The following is a 26,532-nucleotide window of genomic DNA, read 5'->3' on the forward strand; positions in this document are numbered from 1 at the left end:
AAGATTGTAATCAATTTTGTTCATTTATCTACAAATATCTACGATATAAATATATTATTTTGCTCATTCCACAGGCTTAAGCACAATGCGACGCTTAACAGTCATTCTTTCAGGATTAACATATGTGCGATTTTTACGCTTTAAACCCCACTGCACACAAGTTGTGCCGCAATGGTCCGAATCTCCTTCGACATGTGCAAAATTCTGACCTTTTTTCACAAAAACACCAACGCTAAACTTTGTTACAGCAGGCTCAAAAGTGGATGTCAGTTCACCATGCCTAATAGTCACAACTGATTTACCAGCGACTTTACCAGCAAAACTAATAACGCCATCTGCAGGCGCAAATAAAGGAGTCCCTGTGCTTGCAGCTAAATCTACGCCACGATGCCCAGCCATCCAAGGTTTAGGCGGAGGATTAAAAGCTTTTACTATTTGTGCAGGTTTCACAGGCCATTGCATAGCTGACTTGCATGTTTTTTCACTATAATCACCTTTAGAAAGAGCACACTTGTGGCAACATGTCACAGCAGATTCTACAACATAATATTTAAGATGATGATTATTTTGCGAAATTTCGGGTTGTAAAAACAGCGCATCTAATAAAATAACTGAGATTATAAAAATCCCCAAACAGGCAGATATTTTGTAATATAATCCATAATTTTTGCGAATACACATATATTCCCCATCCATATTTTTATAAAACGACTTTTATAAAAGTTTTGCAGCTAATTTGCGAAAATCATAAGCTTTTAAAGCATTGTGGATAAAACATATGCTTATAATCACTATTTCGACACGCCAAAACACGCCATATTTGCATCTTTGAAAATTCCGTGTAATATAAATGTCTTGTGCACAGCGCTTAGTTGAGCACAAGATATTCCTGCGTAGCTCAGTTGGCAGAGCGTTCGACTGTTAATCGAATGGTCGCTGGTTCAAGCCCAGCCGCAGGAGCCATAAAGCCACTGGTTTTCCAGTGGCTTTTTGCGTTAAATATTACGACTTGCATCCACAAGCAAAATCTTAATTGTTTAGCGCTCATGAGCGTGGCTAACATAAACATTTTGGCGTATTATATAAACAAGTTGCGTATTCAAATGCGCTAATGTTGAGCAGCAATAGATAACAGAGGACAAATATGAATCAACATAGCTCCGATAATGTTGAAACGAACCAAAAGAAAAAGCTCATTATTCTCATAGCAGGAATTGTTGTGCTAGCTTTAGCTCTTGGCACAGTTGGCACACTTTGGTACATGAAGCAAACTGAACGCACTAAAGCAGCTCGCAGACAGTGCGAAATAAAAGTTGCGCAAGTTTCTAAAGCCAATGCCGTATGGAAAAGTTTAGTACACAACAGCGTAATAACAGATCTCACAAAAGGTGACTCTGATAACGCAAAAGAACTTGCTAAAATCATGAGCGAAAAGGTTCCTGATGCAGTATCTTGCACAGCAAACTCTCCTGAAGAACTTGGTTCCCAAAGCGCAGAAGCTTTAGCTGCTTCTGAATGGTATGCAGTCAAAGCAAAAAAAGTGCGCGAGTTGGCTGTTACATTAATCGATGAAAATAACAAAAAAGATAAAGATAAAGATAAAGACAAAGACAAAGACAAACAAGACGAAGAAACAAAGAAGCAAGAGATAAATGAATCGACTGGAATTGTAATTCAGCGTTCAAATGTTGTCCCACCAAAGCCAAAGCCAACACCAGCGCCGACGACAAATACTCAAGACACTAAGAAACAGAAGACTGAGGAAAAGAAAGACAACAAAGAAAAGAAGGAAAACAAAGAAAACAAAGAAAACAAAGAAAACAAAGAAAAAGAACAAGAAAAAGATAAGAACAAAAAAGGCAGCGGAGACGGAGCTGGTGCTGAAAAACCTAAAGGAAATGATGGTCAAAAAGATCCGGATGGTAAAGCAAAAAAGGGCGAACAAGATTCCTCAGATAAAAAACCAGCCCCGGACATAATAGCAGGTTCACAAAAACCATAAAACATTGCTCTGTTATCTGACTCAATGTAAAAGCTCCCAGTGATATACGCTGGGAGCTTTTACATTATCTAACTCTACATCATAAACGATGTTGAACTTTATAAACTATTCGTTCATTTTGCTACTCGAACATGAGTTAAATCGACTTCTTCAAGAGGAATTACTCGAGTATGGTTTTTAATCTTGTAACCAATGTATAGAACGATAAATAGCGGTACAGACATGTACGTGATTCCAATAGCCTGCCAGTTAAGCGTTGCAAATGAATGCAAATCCTGACCAACAATAACAAGAATACATAAGAAGAACGCAACAATAGGACCAAACGGATACCACTTTGCTCGATAAACTAATTCATCTAAGGAATGACCTTGAGCCAAGTATGCTTTACGGAAGCGATAATGAGCTGCAGCAATACCAGCCCAAGCAATAAAACCAGTCAAACCACTTGCAGCAACCAGGAACATGTATATTTGATCGCCAAAAATACTCATAAAGAAAGTAAATAAAGCAACTACAAATGTAGCAATCAACGCAGGAACAGGAATACCACGAAGACTTACCTTGCCAAATACTTTTGGAGCATTATCTTCTTTTGCGAGTGAATAAAGCATTCTTGTTGAAGCATACATGCCGGAATTTGCTGCAGAAATAACAGAAGTCAAAATCACGGCATTCATAACTGCTGCAGCAGCTGCAAGACCTGCACGCTGGAACACGAGCGTGAATGGGCTAATAGCAATATCAGTTACATCAGAACCAAGTAAGTTCTTGTCAGTATAAGGAATAATGCAAGCAATAACGAAAATTGCAAGAATGTAGAAAAGAAGAATACGCCAGAACACTTGCTTTACAGCCTTTGGAATACTCTTTTCTGGAGTTGCAGACTCACCTGCAGTAATACCAATAAGCTCAGTTCCTTGGAAAGAGAAGCCTGCAATAGCGAAAGCACACAACACTGCAGGAACACCGCCTGCAAATGGAGCGTCCTTATGAGTGAAGTTTTGCAAGAATGGCGCTTTGCCGCCAACAATGCCAACAATCGTAAGCGAACCGATAACAAGGAATACGATTACTGCCAACACTTTAATAATAGAAAGCCAATACTCAGTTTCTCCAAAGCACTTAACTGTAAGCACATTGATAACCAAAATAAGCATAAGAACCGACAGTGAGAAAATCCATATTGGCACTGTTGGGAACCAGTATTGCAGAACTATTGCTGCAGTACTAACGTCTACCGCAACCGTAATAGCCCAATTAAACCAATAGTTCCAGCCCATTGCGAAACCGAGTGCAGGATCAATAAAACGTCCAGAATACGATGCAAACGATCCACTAATAGGCATAAAAGTGGCCATTTCACCAAGGGAAGTCATAAGGAAGTAGACCATAATGCCAATCGCACCATAAGCGAGCAAAGCGCCGCCAGGACCAGCCATATGGATTGTTGCACCACTAGCAACGAATAAGCCGGTGCCAATGCTGCCACCTAAAGCAATCATGGAAATATGGCGGGTTTTTAATCCTCTATGGACATCGTTATTTTGCTGAGTATTCTGCTGAGTATTCTGTACAGCAGTAGATGATAATGAGCTACTCATTTTTCCTCCTTTCATGACAATCAGAGGCAAAACAAGCAAGCAAAAGCAAGCGTGTCGATAGCTCTCCGCAGCGAATGCCGACTCGCTGCGACAGTCCTTGGTATATTAAGCCAAGTCCCAGCTCACTACTTTTGGGATTAAGCAGTAAACTTCGGCGCTCTCCCCTTTTGTAAGCAATTAACGCTTCCCTAGCTCATGCTTATTACTCTTGTCGAGCGCGACCTCTGGTCGATGGTGTTCATTATTAGTACGACTTGCAGACAAACAGTAAAAAATACGGCGTGGCGCATAAAAATCGAAAAATAATAACAAAAAACGCCACTTCATGAGAAGTGACGTTTAAAATTTGTGGAGCTAGGGGGATTCGAACCCCCGACCCCCTCCATGCCATGGAGATGCGCTACCAGCTGCGCCATAGCCCCGTTTTTACTTATGCCGTTCAAACGAACCTTTGATAGAATACAACAAATAGCCGCTCTATCCAAATGCGGCGTGTCGAATTCAACTTACAAATTCCAAAAATTCTGCGAATTCTACTAACAATTTAGTCGCCAATTCGGCAAACCAATTCAAGAACCAATTCGAAAATTAGTTACCATTGGCACTTCCAGATTGATCACCATTACCAGGAGAAGTTACATTGTTTGAAGAACCAGTAGATCCCGAAGATCCAGCAGATCCAGCACCTGCATCAGAACTATCAGCACCCGATCCACTATTCCCACTAGCAGCATCACCTGAATTCGTTCCTGAATCATTGTTAGTGTCACTACCTAAATCATTATCAGAATGACCACCTGTTGAGCCAGCTGCGTTTTCATTGCTATGCTCATCATTTTCGTCTTCATTAGCATCTTTACTATCAGAATCATCATGAGACTTCTTATGGTCTTGATTAGTATTCGTGTTAAGACGTTGCTTAGGTTGCGGCTGATTTTGCTGCTGCTCATGACTAATTTCTTCAGGCTTATCAATATTGTCTGTGCCTTTTCCTTGTGTAAACAAAAGAACAGCACCTGCAGTAACAATAACAGCTATAAGAGCACTTATAACAGCAACAACAATTGTTGTACGATGATCGTTTCTATTTTGGTAAGATCTAGAAGAGTAACCGTAGTTTCCACTAACAACCTTAGATAACGGCACCGGCTCTGGAATTGTGCCCTCCGACAGTTCCATGTCTTCTTCATGCTGTTCACGTAATTTCGACAATTCCAAAATACGCGTATTTTCTAATTCCGGATTACGGACTTGCGAACTAACAGTGCGTCCAGATCTTGCATCTTGAACAGTCATATTTTTGTCATCTGAAGGATCAGTATTACATTGCAACGAATTTGATGAATATTGCATATGAATATCATCTCCAATTCTTTTAGAATCAACATTCTCTAAACCATTTGAACGCACGCCAGAATCTGACACATTACTAAAATTAGACTGTTCTGTAGAAGTATTCGGATTTACTTCCGAAAGTTTACGCGATGAAGCGTGAATAACATTCTGATACAACTGTGATGCTACTGCTGAGACAATAGAACCAATAGCTACGCCAATAACTGAACCAGCAATACCAATTTTAGAAGCAAGTAAAAACGAAGTCACTGCAGCGAGCGATCCAGCTAATACTTGCGTAAACGATATGCCTTTGAAGAAATTCTTCACTTATGCACCTTAACTATTTATGCGAATATAATGCCAAAATGCATGGCAAATATGCAAATTCCACTACCAACACCATTACAACAATGATGGTATCACTCTACGCAAAAATTGCACAGTATTGCCAGAGCATTCTTACAACAAAATCACAAGTCTTATATACATAAAACTTAGCTACACAAAACTGAAATGCCTAAGACTTAGCAACCTCAAAATCTCTATCTTTATAAGAAAGCTCACAATTCGCTCTTTTATCACAATAATGCTCACCTAAGCTTGCAGTAATAATTGCAGCAAATATTAAAGCAAATCCCACAAAAGCCATGTTAGAAACATGCTCATGAAAAAGAATAGTAGAGAATAAAAGCGTGAACAAACTTTCAGTGCACATAATCACAGAAGCGTTTGCAGTAGAAAGATTCACCAAACTATAGTTTTGCATAATTTGCGCAACTACTGTTACTACCACTGTAAGGTAGAACATATTAGCAAAAATAGAGAAATGATCAGCAGCGTTAAAGTTTGGCAAAGGCTCACAAATAAGCGCACCAGCTACAAAAAGTACGCCTGAAACAACAAATTGCCCAAAAGTTAACGTAACTGGATTATATTTACGAGAATAATACGCAAGGAACGTAAGATTAAAAGCAAAAACTGCAGCACATAATAAAGTAAGGAAATCTCCATAAGACAATGTGAGAACAAGCATTCCAGGCTTTAATGCCACAAAACCTACTCCAGCAACGCACATAACTGCAGCTACTAATCCTAAAAGAGTTGGCTTTTTCTTGACGATTAACCAAGCAGAAAATGGCGTAATTACGCAATATGCTGCTGTCAAAAACGCGCTACGGCCTGGATCAATTGAACGTAACCCTTCAGTTTGCAAAATTAAAGTAGCATAATACGTAATTCCAGTTAGTAAAGAAGGAACAATAAGCTTTTTTGTAAAAGTTTTACGAAGCGTACCGAAAAAAATAATAGCCATAATTGTGCAAGCTCCAACCATACGAACGCCCATAAGCCATTGCACAGGAAACACTTCAAGAGCATATTTTGAAGAAACATAGCTGCCACCCCAAATAGCAGCACAAATCAACAACATAATCTGAGCAGTACGAACACTTTTGCCTTGAGGCATGCCCGATTTATCCGAAAGCGGTTCAGCTATAGATTTAGCTGTTTCATATTTCACCTTCATAATGTTCCCCTTCAACTATAAAAGTTGATTCTTTAAAATTTTTCTTTTATAAAGCGTTTTAGCTTATAAAATAGACAGAATAGCCGTAAAATCGTGAAAAGTACAACTTTCTGGCGTTCTTTCGTAAAATTTCCGATATACGCTCCAGAAAACAGTGGCAATCAAGTATTTTGCTGTATAAATTTCGCCCACGAAACTATTGAAGAATTGGGTGATTTATATCACAACTTACAATTTTTTTACGCTACACGCTCGTATACACTTTTAAATCAGCGTAATGTAGCAATGTAGGCTTATAAATTGCGTACGAAGAAAGTACGCAATCTTGTTAGGAAAGGAATATTATGGCAACTCTTAGCGCAGATATGAAAGAATTTATTGCGAATAATTTGGCTTGGATTGCAACAGTAAGCAAAGATGGCGAGCTTGATTTGGGACCAAAAATGTCTATGTTCGTACTCGACGACAACCACCTTGCCTACCACGAGCGCACTGCAGGTCAGCATTATAAGAACTTGCAAGACGGCAGCCAGCTGGTTGTAGCAGTTGCTAATTTGGCAGAAAAGAAAGGCTATCGCTTCCGCGGAACAGTAACTCTTCACACTGATGACGCGATTTACGAAGAACAGGTACGTGTGGCCGAAGAAAAAGGTACGAAGAAGCCAGCTGCAGTTCCAGTTATGGAAATCACTGAGATTCAGGACTTGACTTCTGGAGCTACTGCCGGCAAAACTATTGCAAAAGATTAATGCGTCGTCATTCAGTCGTGTGGATATTAGTGCGGTAGAGATTTGAGATTTTTCGCACTGAGCGCGGACGCTCGCGCGGGTAACGCGCTCACTACGAAACTCGCGTTGGAAGTCCACTGGACTTCCAACTTAAGCGAGTTTCCGCTCCGAGTTGCCTTCGCGCGCTACGCTTTAAACGCTCAGGCAGGTCGTCGCGCAAAACGCCGAATTAGTACGTCTATAGTAGGCGTCATACAATATCGAGTGGCGTTCGTCCTCAACGGCGAAGATGAACACCACTCAATTCTTTACTTGATTATTTAGTTGTCACTAATTTACTTGCTTTCTTTACGCAATGCTTGCAGTCTAGCATTCATTTCTTTCGCTTTCTTCTTCTCGAAGTAATAAATTATTGCAGCAATAGGAATCGGTAAAATAACAGTAAACGCAATCCATCCGCAAATCACCGCTGGCTCATCTTTGAACGAAATCCATCCAACAATCACCGATACAATAAACTGAATAGCAATTGGCGGAACTAGCGCAAAAACGAACTTTGCAAAATTTGACATGCGTTCATTCGACCAAAAAATAGCGAACACTCCATATCCTATGCCTATAACAAACGATGCTACAGCATAAGATGCAATTCTATTTCCAACCTCACTATGCGCTAACAGACTTGATATAAAAGACATTACTGTAAAAATAATGCATCCTATGCTAATGCCTGTAACAATGTTTTTTACCATTGTTTTACCTAATGTTGCAACTTGCTTTTCCATAATAATCGCTTCCTTTTAAGTATTAAAATCTAGTATTAAAAAAATCAGTATTAAAATTTTGATAGTTTTATATTTGACTACATTCTAGCTACATTCGTTATTACTATAACTACATCCCTAAGCGCTTTTTGAACCCAGCTAAGCATCTGCGACTAATCCACTCAACGCTTCCATCGTCCATTTTTACGCTCATACTTCCACCAAATCCTGGATCGACTCGAACAATGCGATTCAAGTTCACGATTGCGGATTTAGATATGCGCACAAACGACGCGAATTGCGGATTGTCAAAATCCATTAGGCGCTTGTAAGACACGCACTCGCCTTTATCACCGTGAATGATTACGCGCGAATTTTCAACGCAAATCATAATCACATCTGGCTCGTGCATAACAATAATCGAATCGTTAATATAACCGTATATGAATGGATTATTGTTGCTCAACTTATCTGAAGTATTAATTTCAGTATTATTTTCAGCACTTCTTACATTTGCATCATTGGAGTCAATGCTTTGTAACTGAGCGATAATGTGCTTAAGCTCATCGTCAATATTGTGAATTGACAACTGAACTGACTGCTCTTCCTCAGGCGGAACGATAGCAATAGTTACTTTCATCAAGCCTCCTTTCCGTACACTACTGTTAGCGTTTGTTAGCTTTTTGTTTTGTAATTTTGACTATACGGCACTGTAAATAGTCTGTCTTTACAAAATCGCTAAACGGTAGCTTTCGGTAATTAAGCGGTAAAGGAGAGATTACGCAGCACCCCAAATGCGAATAAGACGCTGGCTTGTAGGGTCAGCTGCAGGACCTTGATCATAAGCATCCAAACGCCAATGAATCGAACCATCAGCGTTAAGACTTGGAATTAAGCGCGCCCAACGGCCGTTTCCCATGCCGCCAATCGTCTTGTAAGAAGGATCTACTTTATCTAATCCAAGCAGCTTATGAACAGTTTGCGAAAGACAGGAACCATGCGAAAATACTAGCAAATCACGGTCTGCGCCAGTTTTGCGAGTCCAATCTTCTACTGCAGCAGCAGCGCGCTCTCCTACTTCCTGCTTAGCTTCAGCACCATGACGAAGCTCCCCGCCTTTACCTTCAACCCAAGCTTTGAAATCTTCCGGCCACTGCTCGCTAATCTGCTGACGATTCAAACCTTCCCACTCGCCAAAGAAACGCTCGCGCACACCATTTTCAACATGCACATGAAGCCCAATCTTATCTGCAAAAGCATGAGCAGTCTGTTGAGCACGAATAAGTGGAGAAACAATCGCCACAAAACTCGCGTCCGCTTCTTCCGGCGTAATGCGCACGTGTTCAGCGCTGTTCGGGTCCTTTGGATCTTCTAAATCAGAAGCACCAAAAAGCACGCGCAAAGCTTTTCCAGAGCGAGTCACCTGATCCATTCCAGACTCATCCAAAGCAATATCAATCATGCCTTGCAAACGGAACTGTGCATTATACGGAGTTTGACCGTGGCGAATAAGCATAACAGAACGAGCAATTCCTTCATGCGCACTATTAATGGAATTATTTACGTTACTCGCAACATTTTCTACGAAATCAACCATGGTTTGTACCGTACTTTCTTCTTATTATTCAGTTTTGCTAGAATCTTCAGTTTTGCTAGAATCTTCAGTTTTGCTAGAATCTTCAGTTTTGCTAGAATCTTCAGTTTCGCTAGCATGCTCTGGCAGTTGCAAATCGATTGCCGGGCAATCATTCCACAGGCGTTCCAAGCGGTAGAATGCTCGTGCTTCCTCATGCATTACATGAACCACAAAATCGCCAAAATCAAGCAAAATCCACTGTGCTAATTCCAAGCCTTCACGAGATAAAGCCTTGCGTTTGTTGTCTTTCAAGTACAAGTCTTTTTCGATTTCTTCTGCAACAGCTAATACTTGACGCTCATTTGAAGCAGAAACAACTAACATAGCATCCGTAATACCAAGCAAATCGCTTACATCAAAAGCCTGCTCGTTCGTTGCTTTCAAACGGTCTGCAGCAGCGGCAGCAATACGAATTGCACTAATTGAGCTTTCTAAAGCTGTCATAATGTTACTACTCCTTAATTCTCCAACAAACGCTTTTTAGCGTTCCCAAGCTGGCTTCCAGCCCTCTACAACGTGCTGAGTATTTTCCGAGTACACCATAGAATCAGCCGGAACATCGTGACGTACCACCGATCCAGCGCCGGTAGTAACATCATCTCCCACAGTAACCGGTGCTACAAACAGGTTTCCTGCGCCAACGTGAGCACCAGAACCAATCGTAGTATGATTCTTATGCACTCCGTCATAATTTGCAGTAATCGTACCGCCGCCAATATTCGTATGCTCACCCAAATCAGCATCGCCAATATAGCTTAAATGAGGTACTTTAGTGCCATTTCCAATATGAGCTTTCTTCATTTCTACGAAAGCTCCTGCCTTACTTTCCTCACCAAGTACGTTTCCTGCACGCAAATACGTCCAAGGACCGATGTTTGCAGCTCTACAAATATGCGATTCCTGTACACGCGAACGTTCAACCACAGCATCCTCATCAATTTGCGCATCAATAAGAGTCGTGTAAGGGCCAACTACAGCACCACTTGCAACCGTAGTACGACCTTGAAGGAAGCACCCAGGAAGCACAGTAACATCTTGTGCGAGCGTAACACTATCTTCAATCCAAGTAGTATCAGGGTCGAGAATAGTTACACCTTCAAGCATCCATTTTTCACACACGCGCTTATTATGTGCTTTTGCGAGCGCAGCTAATTGCACACGATTATTTACGCCTTCTACAGTAAGCGGATCTGGAGCAGACATTGCACCAACATGACCAAACTTTCGAGCATGTTCCAAAGCATCAGTCAAATAGAACTCACCTTGAGCATTTTGAGAGTTAAGATCTGCAATCGCGTCACATAATACAGTCGCATCGAATACATATACAGAAGTGTTCACTTCATGAATAGCAAGCTCTCCAGCATTTGCATCTTTATGCTCAACAATACGCAAAACGTCACCGTTTGCTTCGCGCACAATACGGCCGTAGCCAGTTGCATCGTCTAATACTGCTGTAAGAACTGTTGCCACATTGTTATTATTATCGTGAAAATCAACTAAAGACTGCAAAGTTTGCGTATCAAGTAGCGGCATATCGCTTGCGGCAATCAGCACAGCTCCTTTTAATGCTTCACCAGTTTCGTTTTTAGCAATTTCGTTAAGATCTTTAATAGCACATTGCACTGCTCTGCCGGTTCCGGGAGTTTCGTCCTGATTTACAATATGCACATTTTCGTTATAGCTAACAGCAGCAGCAGCTACGCGTTCAGCCTGAGCATGCACAACTACAGCTAGTTTTTTAGGATTTACGCCATTCATGGCATCCATAACACGATTGAGAAATGTTTTACCAGCAAATGGATGTAGTACTTTTGGAGTTTCTGAACGCATACGCGTCCCATCGCCTGCTGCCAAAATTATTGCCGCAGTTACATCATGCTTTTCCACGCATACGCTCCTTATACTATTTCAATAAATTTCGCTGTATGTAATTCTATTACTTATTAGCAGCGTTCAAAACAAAAAACGCCACCCGATTCAACGAGTAGCGCTTCAAGTAAGCTCCCTCACCTGGATTCGAACCAAGACAAAGGGTTCCAAAGACCCGTGTGCTGCCATTACACCATGAGGGAACGGCGGAAAAACCGCCAAGTCACTATTATGCCATAATATCGAAAAACGTCAAATTGGCGTGCCGAAAAGCAAACCGCACAAAATCAATACTTAAGCAAATAAGAATCCTTGTCCGTGATGCTCAGGATAAGTGTCGAAAAGCTTAGCAACCGAACCATCCTCAAACACTGCTTTAATAGCGCTTGCAAGAAGCGGAGCAATTGAAAGAACAGTCAAACCATCCCAACGCTTCTCTTCTGGAATAGGCACAGTATCAGTCAAAACAACTTCCCTAGCACCACAAGACTTCAAACGTTCGACTGCAGGACCAGAAAGCACGCCGTGAGTTGCAACAACTGTAACAGACTTAGCTCCAGCTTCCTTCAACACATTGCAAGCTCCTGCAATAGTTCCTGCAGTATCGATCAAGTCGTCAACCATAACGCAATCGCGTCCAGCAACGTCACCAACGACGCGATTTGCAACCGTCTTATTAGGGCAAGTGATATCGCGAGTTTTGTGCACGAAAGCCAAAGGACCGCCGCCTAAGCGCTGAGCCCACTGTTCTGCTACGCGAATACGACCAGCATCAGGAGACACAACAGTCACATTAGCAAGATCATCGCGGAAACGATCACGTACGTAATCAACCAAAACTGGCATAGCAATCAAGTGATCAACAGGACCGTCGAAGAATCCTTGAGACTGAGCCGCATGCAAATCGACGCTCATAATGCGATCAGCACCAGCAGTCTTTAGCAAGTCAAACATCAAGCGGCAAGAAATAGGTTCACGACCGCGATGCTTCTTATCTTGACGAGAATAGCCAAGAAGTGGGCAAACTGCGGTAATAGAACGAGCAGAAGCCCTCTTCAAAGCGTCAATCATAATTAACTGTTCCATAATGGACTTGTTAACAGGATCACTGTGGCTTTGAATAACGAATACATCTGTACCACGCACAGATTGCGTATAGCGAACATACATTTCACCATTAGCAAAATCGTATGCCGTAGTTTCAAGTACATCAATTCCAAGCTGATCAGCTACATCACGAGCAAGCTTCGGATGTGCGCGACCGGTAACGAGAACAAGGTTTTTATCTGGCTTTCCTTCAAGGACGATGCTCACCATATCTCCAAACATTAGTTCGCTTTAATTCGCGAAATGAACATAATCAATACTAACTTTTTGCACAGACGATAAACGACAAGCCTACAAAATCAATAATTACGCACGATATAAACCATGCTTAACTATGTATTGAACTACTCCATCTGGAACTAAATACCACACCGGCTCACCATGCTCAGCTCGACGACGAACATCAGTAGAAGAAATAGACAATGCTGGAATCTCTAAAATATCAACCGGCAAATGCGTAGAATCACAATGAACCATATCGTCACGATTCGCTGCAATACCAGTATCATTCGTATGCATTTGGCGAGGCATTAACGGAGAATTAGAATCTGCTAACTTTTCTGGCCTCGAATAGCCAGGACGAGTAACAGCCACAAATCGAGCCAAATTCCACATTTCGCGCGCATTTTTCCATTGCATTATTTCAGCAATAGCGTCAGCTCCAGTAATAAAGAAAAGTTCCGCATCAGGATGTTGAGCACGTATATCTCGCAAAGTATCGATAGTATAAGTAACTCCAGGGCGATCAATATCAACCCTAGAAACAGTGAACTTTGGATTTGAGGCTGTTGCAATAACAGTCATTAAATAACGATCTTCTGCATTCGTAACTTTTTTATCAAGCTTAAAAACAGGCCTACCGGTAGGAACGAAAATAACTTCGTCAAGATCATAAACCCAAGCAACTTCTGAAGCAGCAACCAAGTGACCATTGTGTATTGGATCGAATGTGCCGCCCATAATTCCAATGCGCTGACGCTCGTGCACATTGCCACGAGTAGAAGTACGTTTATGAACTGAATTCACAACCGCAGGAGGAGCCGCTTCTTTACCAGTAAACGCGCCATGAAATAGGTCAGACATGCGACGTTCTGCATCTTCGTAAATTTCAGGACTCATTCGCTTCAGATTCCTTGTCTTCCACTTGAGTTTCATTCACTAACCCAGATGCAACATTTGCGCTATCCGGATTAATATTGCCCATTTCTTCATCCCACTCATCTTTTACGACACGCTGGATTTCGGCAAAAGTTGGAAGAGGGAAATCTGGTTGATACGCACCACGAATTTTCGCTACAGATTCCGAAATTTTAGCAAGCATGGATGTCATGCCATCAATATCATGATCACGTTCTAATTCGCTAAACTTAATAATATTCTTTTCCATATTGCGAACATTTTTAAGAACATTATTAAACGAAGTTTCATCAGGAATAGTCACATCATTCGAATCAGAATCTGGCCAGCCCATTAACACTGCATCAGCATACTCAAGCGATGAACGTTGCGATGCAGAAGCAATACCATCTTCAATTTGCACCAAAAAAACATATCGCACAATGGACAAACGTTCAGCAGCAATATCAAGCGCTTCTAAAGGAGTTAAACAAGAAGTTTTCTCATCCATATTTACCATATTCTTACAATACCTCACTTTATGCACTTTATGCTCTTATTTGCCCATCTCCGTAGCCGATCCATTTGGTTGTTGTCATTTCAAGCAAACCCATAGGGCCTCTTGCATGTAATTTTTGCGTAGAAATACCAAGTTCTGCGCCGAAACCAAATTCGCCGCCATCTGTAAAGCGCGTTGAAGCATTTACCATAACTACGGCGGAATCAACACTTGCAATAAAACTTTGAATAGTTGAGTAATCTTCAGCAATAATGGTTTCAGTATGGCCAGTAGAATATTTCGCAATATGAGAAGCTGCATCAGTATAATCATCTACAACTTTTACACCCATATTCAGCGACAAATATTCTCGCTTCCAATCTTCCTCAGTGGCACACTCAAGCTGCAATCCTTGAATATTAGCGGATTGCAAAATATCGTAAGATTTATCGTCTGCATGCAAAATTACATTATGCTCAGCTAAAGCAGCAGCGATTTTTGGCAAAAATTCTTGCGCAACAGCTTTATGCACTAATAATTTTTCAGCAGCGTTACACACGCCTACTCGTTGCGTTTTTGCATTAACAATAATTGGTATAGCTTTTTTAATATCAGCGCTTTTATCTACATAAATATGTACGTTTCCAGCTCCAGTCTCAATAACAGGAACCGTAGATTCTTGAACAACTGCTGCAATAAGATTTGCACTACCTCTAGGCACAAGCACATCAATATGACCGTGAGCATGCATCATTGACGTAGCTCCGTCTCTTCCTAAATCGTCAACAGCCTGAATCAAATCAGCACTAAAGTTAGAATTTTTAAGAACCGATTGTATAACTTCAATACTCGCCTGATTCGTATGAAGAGCCGCGCTTCCTCCTCGCAAAATCGCAGCATTTCCAGATTTAATGCACAAAGCAGCTACATCAATAGTTACGTTTGGACGAGCTTCGTAAATCATTCCCATAACGCCCATTGAAACTCGAATTTGCGAAAGTTTAATTCCATTAGGAAGAGTGTATCCGCGAACTACTTGACCTACAGGATCTTGCAATTGCGCAATTTTTCGCACGCTTTTTGCAGAAGCTTGGATTCGCTCTTCATCAAATTTAAGCCGATCGAGCTTTCCAGCATCCATTCCCTTAGCTTCAGCTTCTTTAAGATCTTTTTTGTTAGCCTCAGCAATATTTGAAGCTGCAAACTCTAAAGCATCTGCCATTTTTTCGAGAAGCGCATTTTTTGCGCGAGTATCTGCATGAGCAAAATTACGCCACGCTTTGCGCGCACAATCAGCACGAGCATTCACTAAATCATCAACAGACAACGTTCCCCCTATAGATTATTTGCCTAATCGCCAATTAATTAATAGTAAAACAAAAGCATTTATATATATGAGATTAGCACACGCCCATTCGCCCAGCGCTTCAGGTACCATAATTTGATATAAGTTGTGTAAATAATTTACATAAATAATCTACGTAAGTAAAAAATATTCTCTATAAACAGACGGTTACGGAGTTATTATGGCATCAGATACAACTATTTTCCATAGCACTCGTTCGCTTAAGCCAACATGCACATCAAAAGAGGCAATACGTAAAGGAATTGCTGAAGATGGCGGATTATTTGTAGCTGATAGCCTTGGTAGCGAGCGTTACGATATTTCTAAATTGCAAGGCAAATCGTATCAAGAAATTGCGCAGGATATTTTGCAACTGTTGCTGCCTGATTATACTTCAGAAGAGCTTTCTTCTTGCATTAAACTGGCATACGGCAATCAATGGTCTAATAACGCTATTACTCCACTCCAGCAGCTTGGGAACACTAGCGATTTTGTGATGGAACTTTTCCATGGTCCTACTTGTGCGTTTAAAGACGTTGCTTTGCAAATGTTGCCACAATTAATGTCTCGCACTAAAACTCAACACGAGAACGAATCTGATATTGAAAAAAGCGTTATGATTCTAACTGCAACTTCTGGAGATACAGGTAAAGCTGCTTTGGCTGGTTTTGCTGATGTTCCAGGCACTTCTATGATTACTTTTTATCCAGAAGGAAAAGTTAGCCGCGTCCAAGAATTGCAAATGACTACTCAGGTAGGCGAAAATGTGAAAGTTTGCGCAGTCCGCGGTAATTTTGACGATGCTCAAACAGGCGTTAAACAGATTTTCACAAATAATGAGCTCAACAAAAATATTGAAGAAGATGCGAATACAGTATTGTCTTCAGCTAACTCAATTAACGTTGGTCGTCTTGTGCCACAAGTTGTTTACTATTTTGCAGCATACAAGCAGCTTATTGAACGCGAAGTTATAAAACTTGGAGACGAAGTAGAATTTTGTGTTCCTACAGGCAATTTTGGCGATATTCTAGCAGGATATTATGCAAAAATGCTTGGTCTTCCAGTGAAGCATCTCATTGTTGCTAGCAATAGTAACAATGTGCTTTTTGATTTTTTGGTAAGCGGCACTTACAACCGTCAGCGCACATTCCATCACACTGTTGCTCCTTCTATGGATATTTTGGTTTCTTCTAATTTGGAGCGAATGCTTTATTACATGTGCGATAAAGACACGCGTTTAATACAAATGCTTATGAATGACTTGACTCAATGGGGCGCTTTTGAGATTCCAGAAAATGTGCTTGCAAAGATTCGCTCACTGTTTGGCTGCGGTTGGGCGAATGAGGATCAAATTCGCGAAGCTATTTATGACTGTTGGAACAAGTACAAGTATGTGATCGATCCACATACTGCTTGCGGATTCTTCGTTATGCAAAATATTCCACATGACGAAAGCACACCTAGAGTATTGCTAAGCACTGCAAGCCCGTATAAATTCCCTCGTGTTGTTGCTGAATCTTTGAATATTGAGCATGTGCAAGATATGGATGATTTCAAATGCATGGACGCTCTTAGTAAAGCTACAGGAACTAAAGCTCCAAGCATGCTTAGAAATCTTGAAAATAAAACTCCACGCTTTAATGATGTTATTAATGTTGAAGATATGCCTGAGTATGTTGTAGCTCAAGCGCATAATTTCGCAAAATAATCATAAAGTTTTAAGCGAAAGAGGCTGGTTTACTTGTATAATCCAGCCTCTTTTACTATTCATTCGTTATTACTTTCGAATAAAGCTGCATACACTTCGTTAATAACGTTTAAATCATGACCTTTTCTTGCAGCTGCTGCGAAAAATCTTCGTCTTCTGACTAAAGGCTCAAGATTTCTCGTGCGCGAAGCCGTTTTGCGACCGAGTTCCCACGCTGCTTCAGTGAATACTCCAGAGTTTTGAGCAGAAGCTACGTTTTGTGAAATAGCAGCAGGATCAACATTTTTACGCTGCAATTCCATTCGAGTAGCTCTAGCACCAAGAAGCCTCACAGCGCAAGAGCGAATCACCATTTGAGCATATTGATTGTCATCAAGAAGATGCAATTCAAGCAAACGATGAATAACCGCGTCAATAGCAACTTCCGTGTAGCCTTTTTCTTTAAGCCTTTTGCGCATGTCCATCACAGAGCGAGGAGCATAATCTAAAAGCCTTAAAGCAGCTTCCCTGCAATCATCTTCACTACTATTGCAAAGTTCGTCGCTTAAATCACTTACTTTAGTGTTTTTTACATACGGCATGTTTTTTGTATTATTTTTTGCGCTTAAAAGTACTGATTTATGCGATATTTTTTTGCGAGTATGTGGCTTTACGCTATTACTTTCGTCATCTTCTTCAGTCCGCTCTACTGGATGATCGCGAAGAAAACTCTCTACACTAATAGGCATATTCATTCGCTTTACACTGTAATCTTATTATTACTTCGATTCGGATGACTTTTGTGCAGAATTTTTAGCTACAGAATCATCAGCGAATTGATCTAGTTCAGAATCTTCAGCGAATTGATCTTCAGGATGCATTAAACCTAACGAAGCTTTGACTTTTTCGCTAATTTCTTCAGTAATAGCTGGATTATCTTTCAAGAACTTACGGACGTTTTCACGACCTTGTCCAAGCTGCTCACCGTCATAAGTAAACCAAGAACCAGATTTCTTAATAACTTCAGCTTGCAGCCCCATATCGATAACAGAACCTTCAGTAGAGATACCTTCTCCGTAAAGAACATCAAACTCAGCAGTTTTGAAAGGCGGAGCCATTTTATTCTTGACAATCTTAACTTTCGTTCGGTTGCCAACAGCTTCTTCACCCTCTTTAATAGTAGAAACTCTGCGAATATCCATACGCACAGACGCATAGAACTTCAAAGCTTTACCACCAGTGGTAGTTTCAGGGTTACCAAAGAATACGCCAATTTTTTCACGAAGCTGATTAATAAAAATAGCAGTAGTGCCAGCTTGTGAAAGAGCACCAGTCATCTTACGCAACGCCTGACTCATTAAGCGAGCTTGTAAGCCCACATGACTATCTCCCATATCGCCATCGATTTCAGCTTTAGGAACTAATGCCGCTACAGAATCAACAACAATAACATCTAACGCACCAGAACGAATAAGCATATCAGCAATTTCCAATGCCTGCTCACCGTTATCTGGCTGAGAAACAATAAGAGCATCCGTGTCTACTCCAAGCTTTCGCGCATAGACAGGATCCAACGCATGCTCAGCATCAATAAATGCCGCTACCCCACCATTTTTTTGAGCATTTGCAACGATATGCAAAGCAAGAGTTGTTTTACCAGAAGACTCAGGACCGTAGACTTCAACTATTCGCCCTCTAGGAACACCGCCAATCCCCAAAGCAGTGTCCAACGCTAATGAACCAGTAGGAATAACTTCTACATCTTGCATAGGTCTATCACCTAAGCGCATTGCAGAACCTTTTCCATATTGTCGTTCAACATTGGCTAAAGCAGTTTCTAACGCTGCTTGGCGACGTGGATCTGTTTTATCCGCATCAATAAGGCGATTAATACTGCCTTTACTTTTCGTTTGCGCCATGTATGCTACTCCTTTCGCATGCCGTTATGTATCGAACGACCTTAGTTCCATACTAGATTCAAGTACAAGCATTTTTGTGCAATGTGGATAAAACATTTAATCCAAGCACTTAAACGCTAACTCAGCTTAAATCATTTCGACAAACACAAGTATACTATATATGCGAACATTTGTTCGATAGCGCGTGTCTTGATTACAACCCAACTACTTACAATCTTCGACATAAGCAATCAACTCATTAGTAATTCTCAACAACTGAAATACAGTAGATTCGCGAACTTCCTGACGACTGCCAGATAATCTCAATTCAAAAACAAAAGCAACACTTGATTGCGCAATTTTAGTTACGCTTTGACTCTCGATCTGAGCAAAATCATAATCATAGACGTTACTCACGCATCCATCTTCAAGTTCTTTATGAGCCGCATCTTTAACAGAATCCACAGCATCATTAACTTTAGGCAAAAATATTCCAACATAAACTAAACCTGCTGGTTTATTGCCATCGGGACCAGGACCTGCAACACCAGTTGTAGACAAGCCAATAATAGGAAAATTTGCACAACACTCATAATCTTCCCCATACACCCATCCACTGCCACGATATATTTGAGCAGCTCCAATCGCCATTTGAAAAGCAACATCCTGGTAAACCGCGCCTTCAGATTGTAAAAGATTAGAATTTACACCAAGAATTTTGGATTTAGCATGAATATCATAAGTGACAGCAGAACCACAAAAAACTCGTGATGCACCAGGAACAGAAACAAAAGCATCAGCCAAAAGCCCGCCAGTTAACGACTCTGCTGAAGCAATATGCATTCCTTTAATAAAACTTTTTTCCAATAGATCCGCGGCTAAAGAAACTGTATTAAAATCTGAAGAATTATTCATAATACGCTCGATATGATTGTAGCTTACGATTTTCCACAACATAAACCCTTTAGGGATAATCTATGAAAAACCGTAAGCTACAAACAAGAAGTTTACTTATTGATTTTATTTACTTCACAGGAGGCAAAGGAACCGCATTTTTTGCATCATCAACTTGAGATTCGCTATCTGAAGAACCCTCAAAGAAAGCACTATAGACATACAAAACTGCAGAATAGAAAGCAAAGCCCAAAGAAATACCAAGCAAGCCAAAAGCCACTGCATAGTAAGAAACCATCCAAGAAGGCAATGGATTAGCATGAAGAGTTGCAACAAGAGGTGCAATAATCATTGCAATACCAATCGACTGCGTAAGAGTCTTATACTTTCCTGCAGAGGATGCAGCAATTACTCTTCCACGAACATTAACAACATAAATTCGCACAAGAGTAATAGCAATTTCGCGAATCATGAACAAGATGGTTATCCACCAATAAATTTCGCCGAAAACAGAAGCAATAATAAGCGCAGCTAGAATAAGAATTTTATCCGCAATTGGATCAAGTAACTTACCTAATTCTGTAACCTTATGATATTTACGAGCCATCCACCCGTCGAGCTTATCCGTAGAAGCAGCTACGACAAACAGCACAAACGCAGCCCAACGCAACGAAACTGAATCAAAACCCCACGTACCTGCTTTCAAATATAAAACAATAAAAACAAGCGAAAGCACGATACGGATATAAGTCACAATATTTGGAGCATAATTCCAGCCAGCAAAAAATGATGACTTAGCTTTTTTCTTCATACGCATAACCTTCATTCTACTGCAAAGTAAAAACTTCTAGCACACACAACTTGGTGTTGTACACAACAATACAATATCTTATAACGAATCTGACTCGCCACGAATAAAAGCCAAAACTTTTGGCAAATCTTCAGGCTGAACCAAAACTTCGCGAGCTTTAGAACCTTCAGAAGGTCCCACAACACCTCGAGATTCAAGCAAATCCATCAATCGACCTGCCTTTGCAAAGCCAACGCGCAACTTACGCTGAAGCATTGAAGTAGAGCCAAATTGCGAGCTGACAACAAGCTCAGCAGCCTGGAGCAACTCGTCCATATCGTCGCCAATATCGCTAGTTTTAAGCTTGCTTTGAGCTTGAGCATCCGCTTTTTGAGCCATTTGCTCAATATCTTCACGATACTTTGGTTTACGCTGCGTGCGAACATACTCCACAGCCTTGCGGATTTCAGATTCACTCACCCACGAACCCTGCACACGTTGAGGTTTTGCAGCACCCATTGGAAGGAACAAAGCGTCGCCTTGACCAATCAAAGTTTCTGCACCAACAGTATCGAGAATAACCCTTGAATCAGTAGCAGACGAAGTAGCAAAAGCCAAACGAGAAGGAATATTTGCTTTAATCAAGCCTGTTACAACGTCAACAGACGGGCGCTGAGTAGCTAGAACCAAATGCACTCCTGCAGCTCGAGCAAGCTGAGTAATACGCTGAATAGAACTTTCAACATCGTTCTTAGCAACCATCATTAAATCAGCCATCTCGTCCACAACCACAAGCAAATACGGGTATGGAGCAACTTTTCGCTCAGATCCAGCCGGTGCGTGAACCTTTCCTTCACGAACAGCCTTGTTGAAATCTTTAACATGACGGAAACCAAAGAATTGCAAGTCATCGTAGCGAGCATCCATCTCTTTAACAACCCACTCAAGAGCCTGCGCAGCCTTCTTAGGATCCGTAATAATCGGAGTAAGCAAATGCGGAATGCCAGCATAAGCAGAAAGCTCCACGCGCTTAGGATCGACCATAATCATGCGAACTTGCTCAGGAGTTGCTCTCATAATAATCGAAGTAAGCATTGAATTAATGAAACTCGACTTACCAGAACCAGTAGCGCCAGCAACAAGCAAATGCGGCATTTTATCGAGAGCTGCAGTTACGAAATGACCTTCAACATCTTTTCCAACACCTGTAAGCATAGGATTAGGGTCATTCATAGCTTTTTGCGAGCGCAGAACATCTCCCAAATGCACAATTTCGCGGTCGACGTTTGGAATTTCAATACCAATAGCAGACTTTCCTGGAATTGGCGACAAAATACGCACATCCGTACTAGCTACAGCGTATGCAATATTTTTTTGCAAATTCGTAACTTTTTCAACTTTTACACCAGGACCAAGCTCAACCTCGTACTGCGTAACAGATGGTCCTCTAAGGAATCCAATAACGTGAGCGTCGACGTCAAATTGCTCAAAAGTAGAAGTTAGCGCGCGAATAACGTTATCGTTTGCTGGAGTTCTCGCAGCATGAGGCTTGCCATGAGCTAAAAGATTCAAATCAGGGAGCTTGTAAGGTTCAGAGAAAGAATCAAAAGAAGGCTCATTATTATTGCCAGCACCATTTTCGCCGTCTGCAGCATTTTCATTATCTGAATCTTCCTGATCCCTGCGATATTGATCCATACGTTCAGCTGGAATACTTGACCATGGATCGCTTGCAGATAAAGAGGAATCACTCATAGGAGCTTTTGGCAATATTTCTTCAGGAACAGGCTTTGATGAAGATGAAACACTTCTAGGTGTAAGTTGACTCGAATTATTATCAGCATTTTCAAATTGGGAATTATTTGCAGCATTATTATCGGAAGAGCTGCTCACAGTTCTTGCTTTACGAGGTTCAACTCTTTCAAGATTATCTACACTATTACCGTGAGAAGCAGCATGCGAAAATGCATCATCGCCGGCGTATTCGTCAAGCAATTCCCCATTATTATTACTGTTTTTACGCTTAAAGAATGATTTAAACAGTTTCAACACAGAAGACATTTGAGAAGATCCGCTATTATTTTTCGACGACTCTTCATTGTGAGTTGGCACGCCATCTGCAAATTCCAAAGAATTGGTTTTGCTGTCAGAATTATCTTCTTCAGAGTTTCCTAAATCTTCAGAAGATTTTTTACTGTTATATTTAGCAAAAATAGTAGCAACACCTTGAGCTATATCAGTTACATGAAGGCGAGTAATCATTAATATCGAAAAAATAGCAGCTACTACAAAAATAATAATTGCAAAAATACGAGAAAGACCCCACGATAGCGGAGATCCGAGTACAAAACCTAATAACCCACCTGACTTCTGCACAGTGTCTAAATTAAATGCTTTTCCGCGAGGCGCAGAAGAAATATCAAGAATTGAGCAAACAGATAACAATAGAATAATAAATCCGCTAATAACACGAGGATTACCAGAGCCAGCTCCACTGTTACGCATCAACCTAAAAGCGACAACGCTTAACCATACAGGCAGAACAACGCTCATAATTCCAAGCAAACTAGAAGACACAAAATGGAGACCTACTCCAATAAATCCACTAACTCTAAACCATTCTGATGCGCAGAATAAAATCGCAAGAACAAGCATAACGAAGCACAAACCGTCTCTGCGATATGCCTCATCGTATTCTCCAACACCAAAAAGCGAGCGCACTAACTTTCCTAAAGTTCTAGGCACAAACAGGAGAATTGTCTCCCACAATGGTTCACTAGGTGAAGCCTTACCAGCCATAAATACTCCTTCTGCACCATGTGCTATTTAGTACGCCATGTCATCATCAACATACATATGCGTAACCATACCAGTCTACTCCATAGACTGAGGTTATTTAAATGAAGCGGTTGCAGCTGAGTTTTATTTACTGCCAATATGCATTCCTTGCGGCGCAATATTATTATTACGACGTTTTCGAACTATAGCAATAATCATTGTGGCAAGAACTACCGCGCAACTTATCAATGCTATAAGGAACATAGTCATCCAGAATGGCCACTGAAGATGATCTTCTGGAGCATGCGCTGGGTCCGGCAGCACGCGATACCCCGTCACTAGCAATCTATGCGAGTTAACACCATACGGCGTACATGTAAGCAACGTCGCTAAATCGCGACCCTTTTCACGCTGCAACAAACTAATATCATGCGGATCGACCACGCTAATGCGAAACACCCTATAGCGCATTGTATAGCCCTGTACATCAATGTAGAAGTAGTCTCCACGCTTCATATCGATTAAACCGTCAAACATGGTTGCTGTAGGCAAACCAGTATGAGCTGTGATAACAGTATGCCTGTTTTTGCCGCCCACTGGCAAATCTGTGCCATACAAGTGCCCTGCTCCGCGAACTAGAACATCGCGCGAAGCACCATGATAAATCGGTAGTTTTACGCCTATTTTTGGGATTTTTATGATTCCCATAATTCCCATTGGTTCGTCTAGTTGTTTGATATATGACTTATAGTCTGCTGTTTTTTTGTAATTGTCACTACCATCATACGGATCGGCTGTAAAAATTTTTTTTCTGCGCGCATTGTATTTTCGCGCACTTTTTAGAATAGATTGTCGCACGCTAGCGGCTTGATTATAAGTTACTTTGTCGTAATCTATGGAAATTTGTTTAGACACGTGATTATTCCACAGTGTTGATGCCACTGGGTAAGTGAAGCATAGAATTGCAGCTAGCGCCAGAATGATTGGTTCAATAACGCATTTAAAAACAGATTTTTTGGGATTTGCAGAATCTGAGTCTGCAGACGATTCATTTGCAGAAGATTTGTTTTTAGTGGATTTAAGGATATGTAAGCCTGCGAATCGAACTAGCCTCTCTAAGCTATCGCGGCAAGCTTTTGCAAATTTAGTCAAACTCATAAATCCACTTCCAAAAAGTAAAACAGGGGGCTAAGCAAATACCGCCCAACCCCCTGAGTTTTTTATAATATATTTACGTTAGAAGAATACTAAGCGCGCTGCTTATCTTCTTCTTTGCGATTGTTACGAGTGTAAATAAACACGCTTGCAGCAATCAAAACAATGCCAGCAATAGCGAAAATAAACACGCCGTAAGCACCGGTCTTTGGAAGCTTGAACCAGCGGTCGATGCTATTGTTGCTCGTTGGAACATCCTTGAACGAGTAAACAAACGTCTTCGAATCTTTATTATAATTAGCGTCTGTTAAGTAAGTCGTAGGAATAGTAACTTCTTCAACTTTTGGAGCCAAAACATAGTTGTCTGGAGCTTTAGTTTCCACAACGTAGAACTTTTGTCCAACTTTTGCTTCAAATCCAGCTGCTGTCAAACCAGTCTTATCAGCAGTTTCAGCATCAGTAGCAAAGCCCTTAGAAGACTTGTTCTTGCACTTAGCATCAGTACGAGAAGCGTCAGCCGCGCATGCGTTTGCATCATCTGGCTTTGCAAACACAGCAAACTTAGCGCCCTTAATAGCTTTTCCGTCAGTACTGCTTATCTTCTTGATCTGGAATTTGACAAGAGTTACCTTAGAATCTGGATTTGGAGTTGGATTAACAGGCTTTGGCTTATCCTGGTCAGGAGTACCTTTCTTATATCCTGGCTGATAACCATACTTGTTAACGAGGTCGCCAGCAGCAACTCCTTCTTTAAGAGTGAATTTAAGTTCAACAGTTAACTTTGCATTTGGCGAAGTCTTAAGAGCATTAGCAATTTCGCCAAGACCTGCATCTGTAAACGATACGGTAATACGCTGACGAGTATTATCACCAGGCGTTGCAGCAACCGCTACCTTATACTTATCTTCTTTACCATTGCTGTTAGTAATAGGAGTATCCCCAATCTTAACGCTTTTAACTACAGCTGCACTAGAATCATAAGCAGTCTTCAACGCGTCATCCCACACAGCAAAGCCCTGATAATCATCAGCCTTACGATCTTTAACAGGCGTACCACTAGTTGTAACTACAGAAGTTGAAATGGTATATGGCAAATCATCCTTTGTACCAACCATTCCTGTAGTGTCAACAGTCTTCTTAATAGCATCCTTAGTATATGCATTCTTAGGATCGACAGTTGGATTGTAATCATATTCTGTGCCTTTTTTACCACTGGTGATTTGTGGAATAGTCATAAAGAATGGCTGCGGAAGCTTTTCGTATCCATCTGGAACACTTGTTTCTTCAACTTTGTATAAGCCGATACCCAATTGATCAAACTTTGCAACACCACTATCATTTGTAGGTTTTTCAGTTCCATTATCAAAGCTTAAACCAGCAGAAGAATCATTTGGATTAGCATTAAGAGTTGGAACCTTAGCAGCAACATCAAGCCACTGATCGTATTTTGTTAAATCAAAGGTGGTTACTTTGTAAACCTTGAACTTTGCACCCTTAACAGGAGTTGCCTTCTTCTGATTACCTTTCTCATCGGTTTCATCCTTGTACTTTGTAATCTTGATGGAACCCTTTCTATCTTTATTGGCAGCATTCCAAGGTGCATCAGCATCAGTAGCTGTTTGAGTCGTACCAGTAGCAAATGCTACGTTGTTTGCCACCACAGCACCGGCAACGCACAGCGTGCCAGCCATTGCGAGCGAGGCGAATGCCGCCACGCATTGTTTAGTGAATTTGTTCATATTCATTCCTTTCATAAATGCTGTTTCCAGCAATTAAAAGTTTTGAAATTTTGAT

Annotated in this window: 24 protein-coding genes, 3 tRNA genes and 1 riboswitch; of the genes, 5 read left to right on the forward strand and 22 right to left on the reverse strand. The window is 41.0% G+C overall.

The features are described from left to right. Nucleotides 1-63: 63 nt before the first annotated feature. Entirely contained in the window at nt 64-681 is a 618-nt protein-coding gene (locus HXT47_RS04860; RefSeq protein ID WP_234025927.1) for a M23 family metallopeptidase, read from the reverse strand. A 206-nt stretch (nt 682-887) separates the two neighbouring features. Between HXT47_RS04860 and HXT47_RS04865 the strand changes: the two genes are divergently transcribed. Both HXT47_RS04865 and HXT47_RS04870 read left to right on the forward strand, forming a co-directional pair. After that, a tRNA-Asn gene (locus tag HXT47_RS04865) sits at nt 888-963 on the forward strand. Nucleotides 964-1,144: 181 nt separating this feature from the next. Next, entirely contained in the window at nt 1,145-2,002 is an 858-nt protein-coding gene (locus HXT47_RS04870; protein WP_421788939.1) for an ATPase, read from the forward strand. Nucleotides 2,003-2,115: 113 nt separating this feature from the next. Here the strand turns inward: HXT47_RS04870 and HXT47_RS04875 are convergent, their stop codons facing one another. From HXT47_RS04875 to HXT47_RS04890, 4 genes are all read right to left on the reverse strand, one after another. Continuing rightward, nucleotides 2,116-3,507, reverse strand: coding sequence for an amino acid permease (locus HXT47_RS04875; RefSeq protein WP_004106466.1), 1,392 nt, complete (start codon nt 3,505-3,507; stop codon nt 2,116-2,118). A 149-nt stretch (nt 3,508-3,656) separates the two neighbouring features. Continuing rightward, nucleotides 3,657-3,842: riboswitch (Lysine riboswitch) on the reverse strand. A 113-nt stretch (nt 3,843-3,955) separates the two neighbouring features. Next, nucleotides 3,956-4,028 (reverse strand) — tRNA-Ala (locus HXT47_RS04880). Between the two features lie 166 nt (nt 4,029-4,194). Further along, nucleotides 4,195-5,271, reverse strand: coding sequence for an ATPase (locus HXT47_RS04885; RefSeq protein ID WP_117008709.1), 1,077 nt, complete (start codon nt 5,269-5,271; stop codon nt 4,195-4,197). A 190-nt stretch (nt 5,272-5,461) separates the two neighbouring features. Beyond that, nucleotides 5,462-6,469, reverse strand: a complete 1,008-nt coding sequence (locus HXT47_RS04890; protein WP_004106469.1) for a DMT family transporter — start codon at nt 6,467-6,469, stop codon at nt 5,462-5,464. 344 nt (nt 6,470-6,813) lie between these two features. On the opposite strand from HXT47_RS04890, the gene HXT47_RS04895 reads away from it, so the two are divergent. After that, nucleotides 6,814-7,218 carry a pyridoxamine 5'-phosphate oxidase family protein gene (locus HXT47_RS04895; RefSeq protein ID WP_004106472.1) on the forward strand — a complete coding sequence of 135 codons (405 nt, stop codon included), beginning with the start codon at nt 6,814-6,816 and terminating at the stop codon, nt 7,216-7,218. A gap of 314 nt (nt 7,219-7,532) precedes the next feature. Here HXT47_RS04895 and HXT47_RS04900 read toward each other — a convergent pair whose 3' ends face one another. From HXT47_RS04900 to HXT47_RS04945, 10 genes are all read right to left on the reverse strand, one after another. Next, complete coding sequence (locus HXT47_RS04900; protein ID WP_064340249.1) at nt 7,533-7,982, reverse strand: DUF3021 family protein; 450 nt, start codon at nt 7,980-7,982, stop codon at nt 7,533-7,535. Between the two features lie 109 nt (nt 7,983-8,091). Then, a complete protein-coding gene (locus HXT47_RS04905; RefSeq protein WP_064340409.1) occupies nt 8,092-8,601 on the reverse strand; it encodes a LytTR family DNA-binding domain-containing protein in 510 nt (169 codons plus the stop codon). A 138-nt stretch (nt 8,602-8,739) separates the two neighbouring features. Beyond that, nucleotides 8,740-9,558, reverse strand: coding sequence for a histidine phosphatase family protein (locus tag HXT47_RS04910; RefSeq protein ID WP_064340408.1), 819 nt, complete (start codon nt 9,556-9,558; stop codon nt 8,740-8,742). A 24-nt stretch (nt 9,559-9,582) separates the two neighbouring features. After that, nucleotides 9,583-10,041: a ribosome silencing factor gene (rsfS, locus tag HXT47_RS04915; RefSeq protein WP_421788942.1), complete on the reverse strand. Its 459-nt coding sequence runs from the start codon at nt 10,039-10,041 to the stop codon at nt 9,583-9,585. A gap of 36 nt (nt 10,042-10,077) precedes the next feature. Next, nucleotides 10,078-11,487, reverse strand: a complete 1,410-nt coding sequence (gene glmU, locus HXT47_RS04920; protein WP_415688382.1) for a bifunctional UDP-N-acetylglucosamine diphosphorylase/glucosamine-1-phosphate N-acetyltransferase GlmU — start codon at nt 11,485-11,487, stop codon at nt 10,078-10,080. A 114-nt stretch (nt 11,488-11,601) separates the two neighbouring features. After that, nucleotides 11,602-11,672: transfer RNA gene (locus HXT47_RS04925), tRNA-Gln, on the reverse strand. A gap of 91 nt (nt 11,673-11,763) precedes the next feature. Next, on the reverse strand, nt 11,764-12,786 hold the full coding sequence (locus HXT47_RS04930; protein WP_032835511.1) for a ribose-phosphate diphosphokinase: 1,023 nt from the start codon (nt 12,784-12,786) through the stop codon (nt 11,764-11,766). Between the two features lie 96 nt (nt 12,787-12,882). Continuing rightward, complete coding sequence (gene nadD, locus HXT47_RS04935; protein WP_004118981.1) at nt 12,883-13,695, reverse strand: nicotinate-nucleotide adenylyltransferase; 813 nt, start codon at nt 13,693-13,695, stop codon at nt 12,883-12,885. Continuing rightward, a complete protein-coding gene (locus HXT47_RS04940) occupies nt 13,685-14,212 on the reverse strand; it encodes a hypothetical protein (RefSeq protein WP_004106492.1) in 528 nt (175 codons plus the stop codon). Before HXT47_RS04940 ends, nadD begins: the two co-directional genes overlap by 11 nt. 28 nt (nt 14,213-14,240) lie before the next feature. After that, nucleotides 14,241-15,518 (reverse strand): glutamate-5-semialdehyde dehydrogenase, encoded by a 1,278-nt coding sequence (locus HXT47_RS04945; protein ID WP_117008706.1) that lies wholly within the window; start codon nt 15,516-15,518, stop codon nt 14,241-14,243. 199 nt (nt 15,519-15,717) lie between these two features. Here HXT47_RS04945 and thrC point away from each other — a divergent pair, with 199 nt between their 5' ends. Then, nucleotides 15,718-17,244, forward strand: a complete 1,527-nt coding sequence (gene thrC, locus HXT47_RS04950; RefSeq protein WP_415706033.1) for a threonine synthase — start codon at nt 15,718-15,720, stop codon at nt 17,242-17,244. A 59-nt stretch (nt 17,245-17,303) separates the two neighbouring features. Here thrC and HXT47_RS04955 read toward each other — a convergent pair whose 3' ends face one another. From HXT47_RS04955 to HXT47_RS04980, 6 genes are all read right to left on the reverse strand, one after another. Further along, entirely contained in the window at nt 17,304-17,972 is a 669-nt protein-coding gene (locus HXT47_RS04955) for a regulatory protein RecX (RefSeq protein WP_004118976.1), read from the reverse strand. 30 nt (nt 17,973-18,002) lie between these two features. Further along, entirely contained in the window at nt 18,003-19,142 is a 1,140-nt protein-coding gene (recA, locus tag HXT47_RS04960) for a recombinase RecA (protein WP_004118965.1), read from the reverse strand. 204 nt (nt 19,143-19,346) lie between these two features. Then, nucleotides 19,347-20,036 carry a CinA family protein gene (locus HXT47_RS04965; RefSeq protein WP_421776994.1) on the reverse strand — a complete coding sequence of 230 codons (690 nt, stop codon included), beginning with the start codon at nt 20,034-20,036 and terminating at the stop codon, nt 19,347-19,349. Nucleotides 20,037-20,145: 109 nt separating this feature from the next. Continuing rightward, complete coding sequence (gene pgsA / locus HXT47_RS04970) at nt 20,146-20,826, reverse strand: CDP-diacylglycerol--glycerol-3-phosphate 3-phosphatidyltransferase (protein ID WP_032835516.1); 681 nt, start codon at nt 20,824-20,826, stop codon at nt 20,146-20,148. Between the two features lie 78 nt (nt 20,827-20,904). Further along, nucleotides 20,905-23,604: an FtsK/SpoIIIE family DNA translocase gene (locus HXT47_RS04975; RefSeq protein ID WP_410297560.1), complete on the reverse strand. Its 2,700-nt coding sequence runs from the start codon at nt 23,602-23,604 to the stop codon at nt 20,905-20,907. Nucleotides 23,605-23,727: 123 nt separating this feature from the next. Next, entirely contained in the window at nt 23,728-24,576 is an 849-nt protein-coding gene (locus HXT47_RS04980; RefSeq protein WP_421789406.1) for a class C sortase, read from the reverse strand. Between HXT47_RS04980 and HXT47_RS04985 the strand changes: the two genes are divergently transcribed. Then, complete coding sequence (locus tag HXT47_RS04985; protein WP_421789417.1) at nt 24,533-24,775, forward strand: hypothetical protein; 243 nt, start codon at nt 24,533-24,535, stop codon at nt 24,773-24,775. The genes HXT47_RS04980 and HXT47_RS04985 overlap by 44 nt on opposite strands. 55 nt (nt 24,776-24,830) lie before the next feature. Here HXT47_RS04985 and HXT47_RS04990 read toward each other — a convergent pair whose 3' ends face one another. After that, nucleotides 24,831-26,477: a SpaH/EbpB family LPXTG-anchored major pilin gene (locus tag HXT47_RS04990; protein WP_421788945.1), complete on the reverse strand. Its 1,647-nt coding sequence runs from the start codon at nt 26,475-26,477 to the stop codon at nt 24,831-24,833. Nucleotides 26,478-26,532 lie beyond the last annotated feature (55 nt).

The organism is Gardnerella sp. DNF01205 (assembly GCF_049244135.1).
GTDB classification, from domain to species: domain Bacteria; phylum Actinomycetota; class Actinomycetes; order Actinomycetales; family Bifidobacteriaceae; genus Bifidobacterium; species Bifidobacterium leopoldii.

What these genes read in the sequence shown, in the direction of transcription:
- HXT47_RS04860 (WP_234025927.1), bottom strand. Translation starts at nt 681, where the DNA reads ATGTGTATTCGCAAAAATTATGGATTATATTACAAAATATCTGCCTGT.
- HXT47_RS04870 (WP_421788939.1), top strand. Translation starts at nt 1,145, where the DNA reads ATGAATCAACATAGCTCCGATAATGTTGAAACGAACCAAAAGAAAAAG.
- HXT47_RS04875 (WP_004106466.1), bottom strand. Translation starts at nt 3,507, where the DNA reads ATGATTGCTTTAGGTGGCAGCATTGGCACCGGCTTATTCGTTGCTAGT.
- HXT47_RS04890 (WP_004106469.1), bottom strand. Translation starts at nt 6,469, where the DNA reads ATGAAGGTGAAATATGAAACAGCTAAATCTATAGCTGAACCGCTTTCG.
- HXT47_RS04895 (WP_004106472.1), top strand. Translation starts at nt 6,814, where the DNA reads ATGGCAACTCTTAGCGCAGATATGAAAGAATTTATTGCGAATAATTTG.
- HXT47_RS04900 (WP_064340249.1), bottom strand. Translation starts at nt 7,982, where the DNA reads ATGGAAAAGCAAGTTGCAACATTAGGTAAAACAATGGTAAAAAACATT.
- HXT47_RS04905 (WP_064340409.1), bottom strand. Translation starts at nt 8,601, where the DNA reads ATGAAAGTAACTATTGCTATCGTTCCGCCTGAGGAAGAGCAGTCAGTT.
- HXT47_RS04910 (WP_064340408.1), bottom strand. Translation starts at nt 9,558, where the DNA reads ATGGTTGATTTCGTAGAAAATGTTGCGAGTAACGTAAATAATTCCATT.
- rsfS (WP_421788942.1), bottom strand. Translation starts at nt 10,041, where the DNA reads ATGACAGCTTTAGAAAGCTCAATTAGTGCAATTCGTATTGCTGCCGCT.
- HXT47_RS04930 (WP_032835511.1), bottom strand. Translation starts at nt 12,786, where the DNA reads ATGGTGAGCATCGTCCTTGAAGGAAAGCCAGATAAAAACCTTGTTCTC.
- nadD (WP_004118981.1), bottom strand. Translation starts at nt 13,695, where the DNA reads ATGAGTCCTGAAATTTACGAAGATGCAGAACGTCGCATGTCTGACCTA.
- HXT47_RS04940 (WP_004106492.1), bottom strand. Translation starts at nt 14,212, where the DNA reads ATGGTAAATATGGATGAGAAAACTTCTTGTTTAACTCCTTTAGAAGCG.
- thrC (WP_415706033.1), top strand. Translation starts at nt 15,718, where the DNA reads ATGGCATCAGATACAACTATTTTCCATAGCACTCGTTCGCTTAAGCCA.
- HXT47_RS04955 (WP_004118976.1), bottom strand. Translation starts at nt 17,972, where the DNA reads ATGCCTATTAGTGTAGAGAGTTTTCTTCGCGATCATCCAGTAGAGCGG.
- recA (WP_004118965.1), bottom strand. Translation starts at nt 19,142, where the DNA reads ATGGCGCAAACGAAAAGTAAAGGCAGTATTAATCGCCTTATTGATGCG.
- HXT47_RS04965 (WP_421776994.1), bottom strand. Translation starts at nt 20,036, where the DNA reads ATGAATAATTCTTCAGATTTTAATACAGTTTCTTTAGCCGCGGATCTA.
- pgsA (WP_032835516.1), bottom strand. Translation starts at nt 20,826, where the DNA reads ATGAAGAAAAAAGCTAAGTCATCATTTTTTGCTGGCTGGAATTATGCT.
- HXT47_RS04975 (WP_410297560.1), bottom strand. Translation starts at nt 23,604, where the DNA reads ATGGCTGGTAAGGCTTCACCTAGTGAACCATTGTGGGAGACAATTCTC.
- HXT47_RS04990 (WP_421788945.1), bottom strand. Translation starts at nt 26,477, where the DNA reads ATGAACAAATTCACTAAACAATGCGTGGCGGCATTCGCCTCGCTCGCA.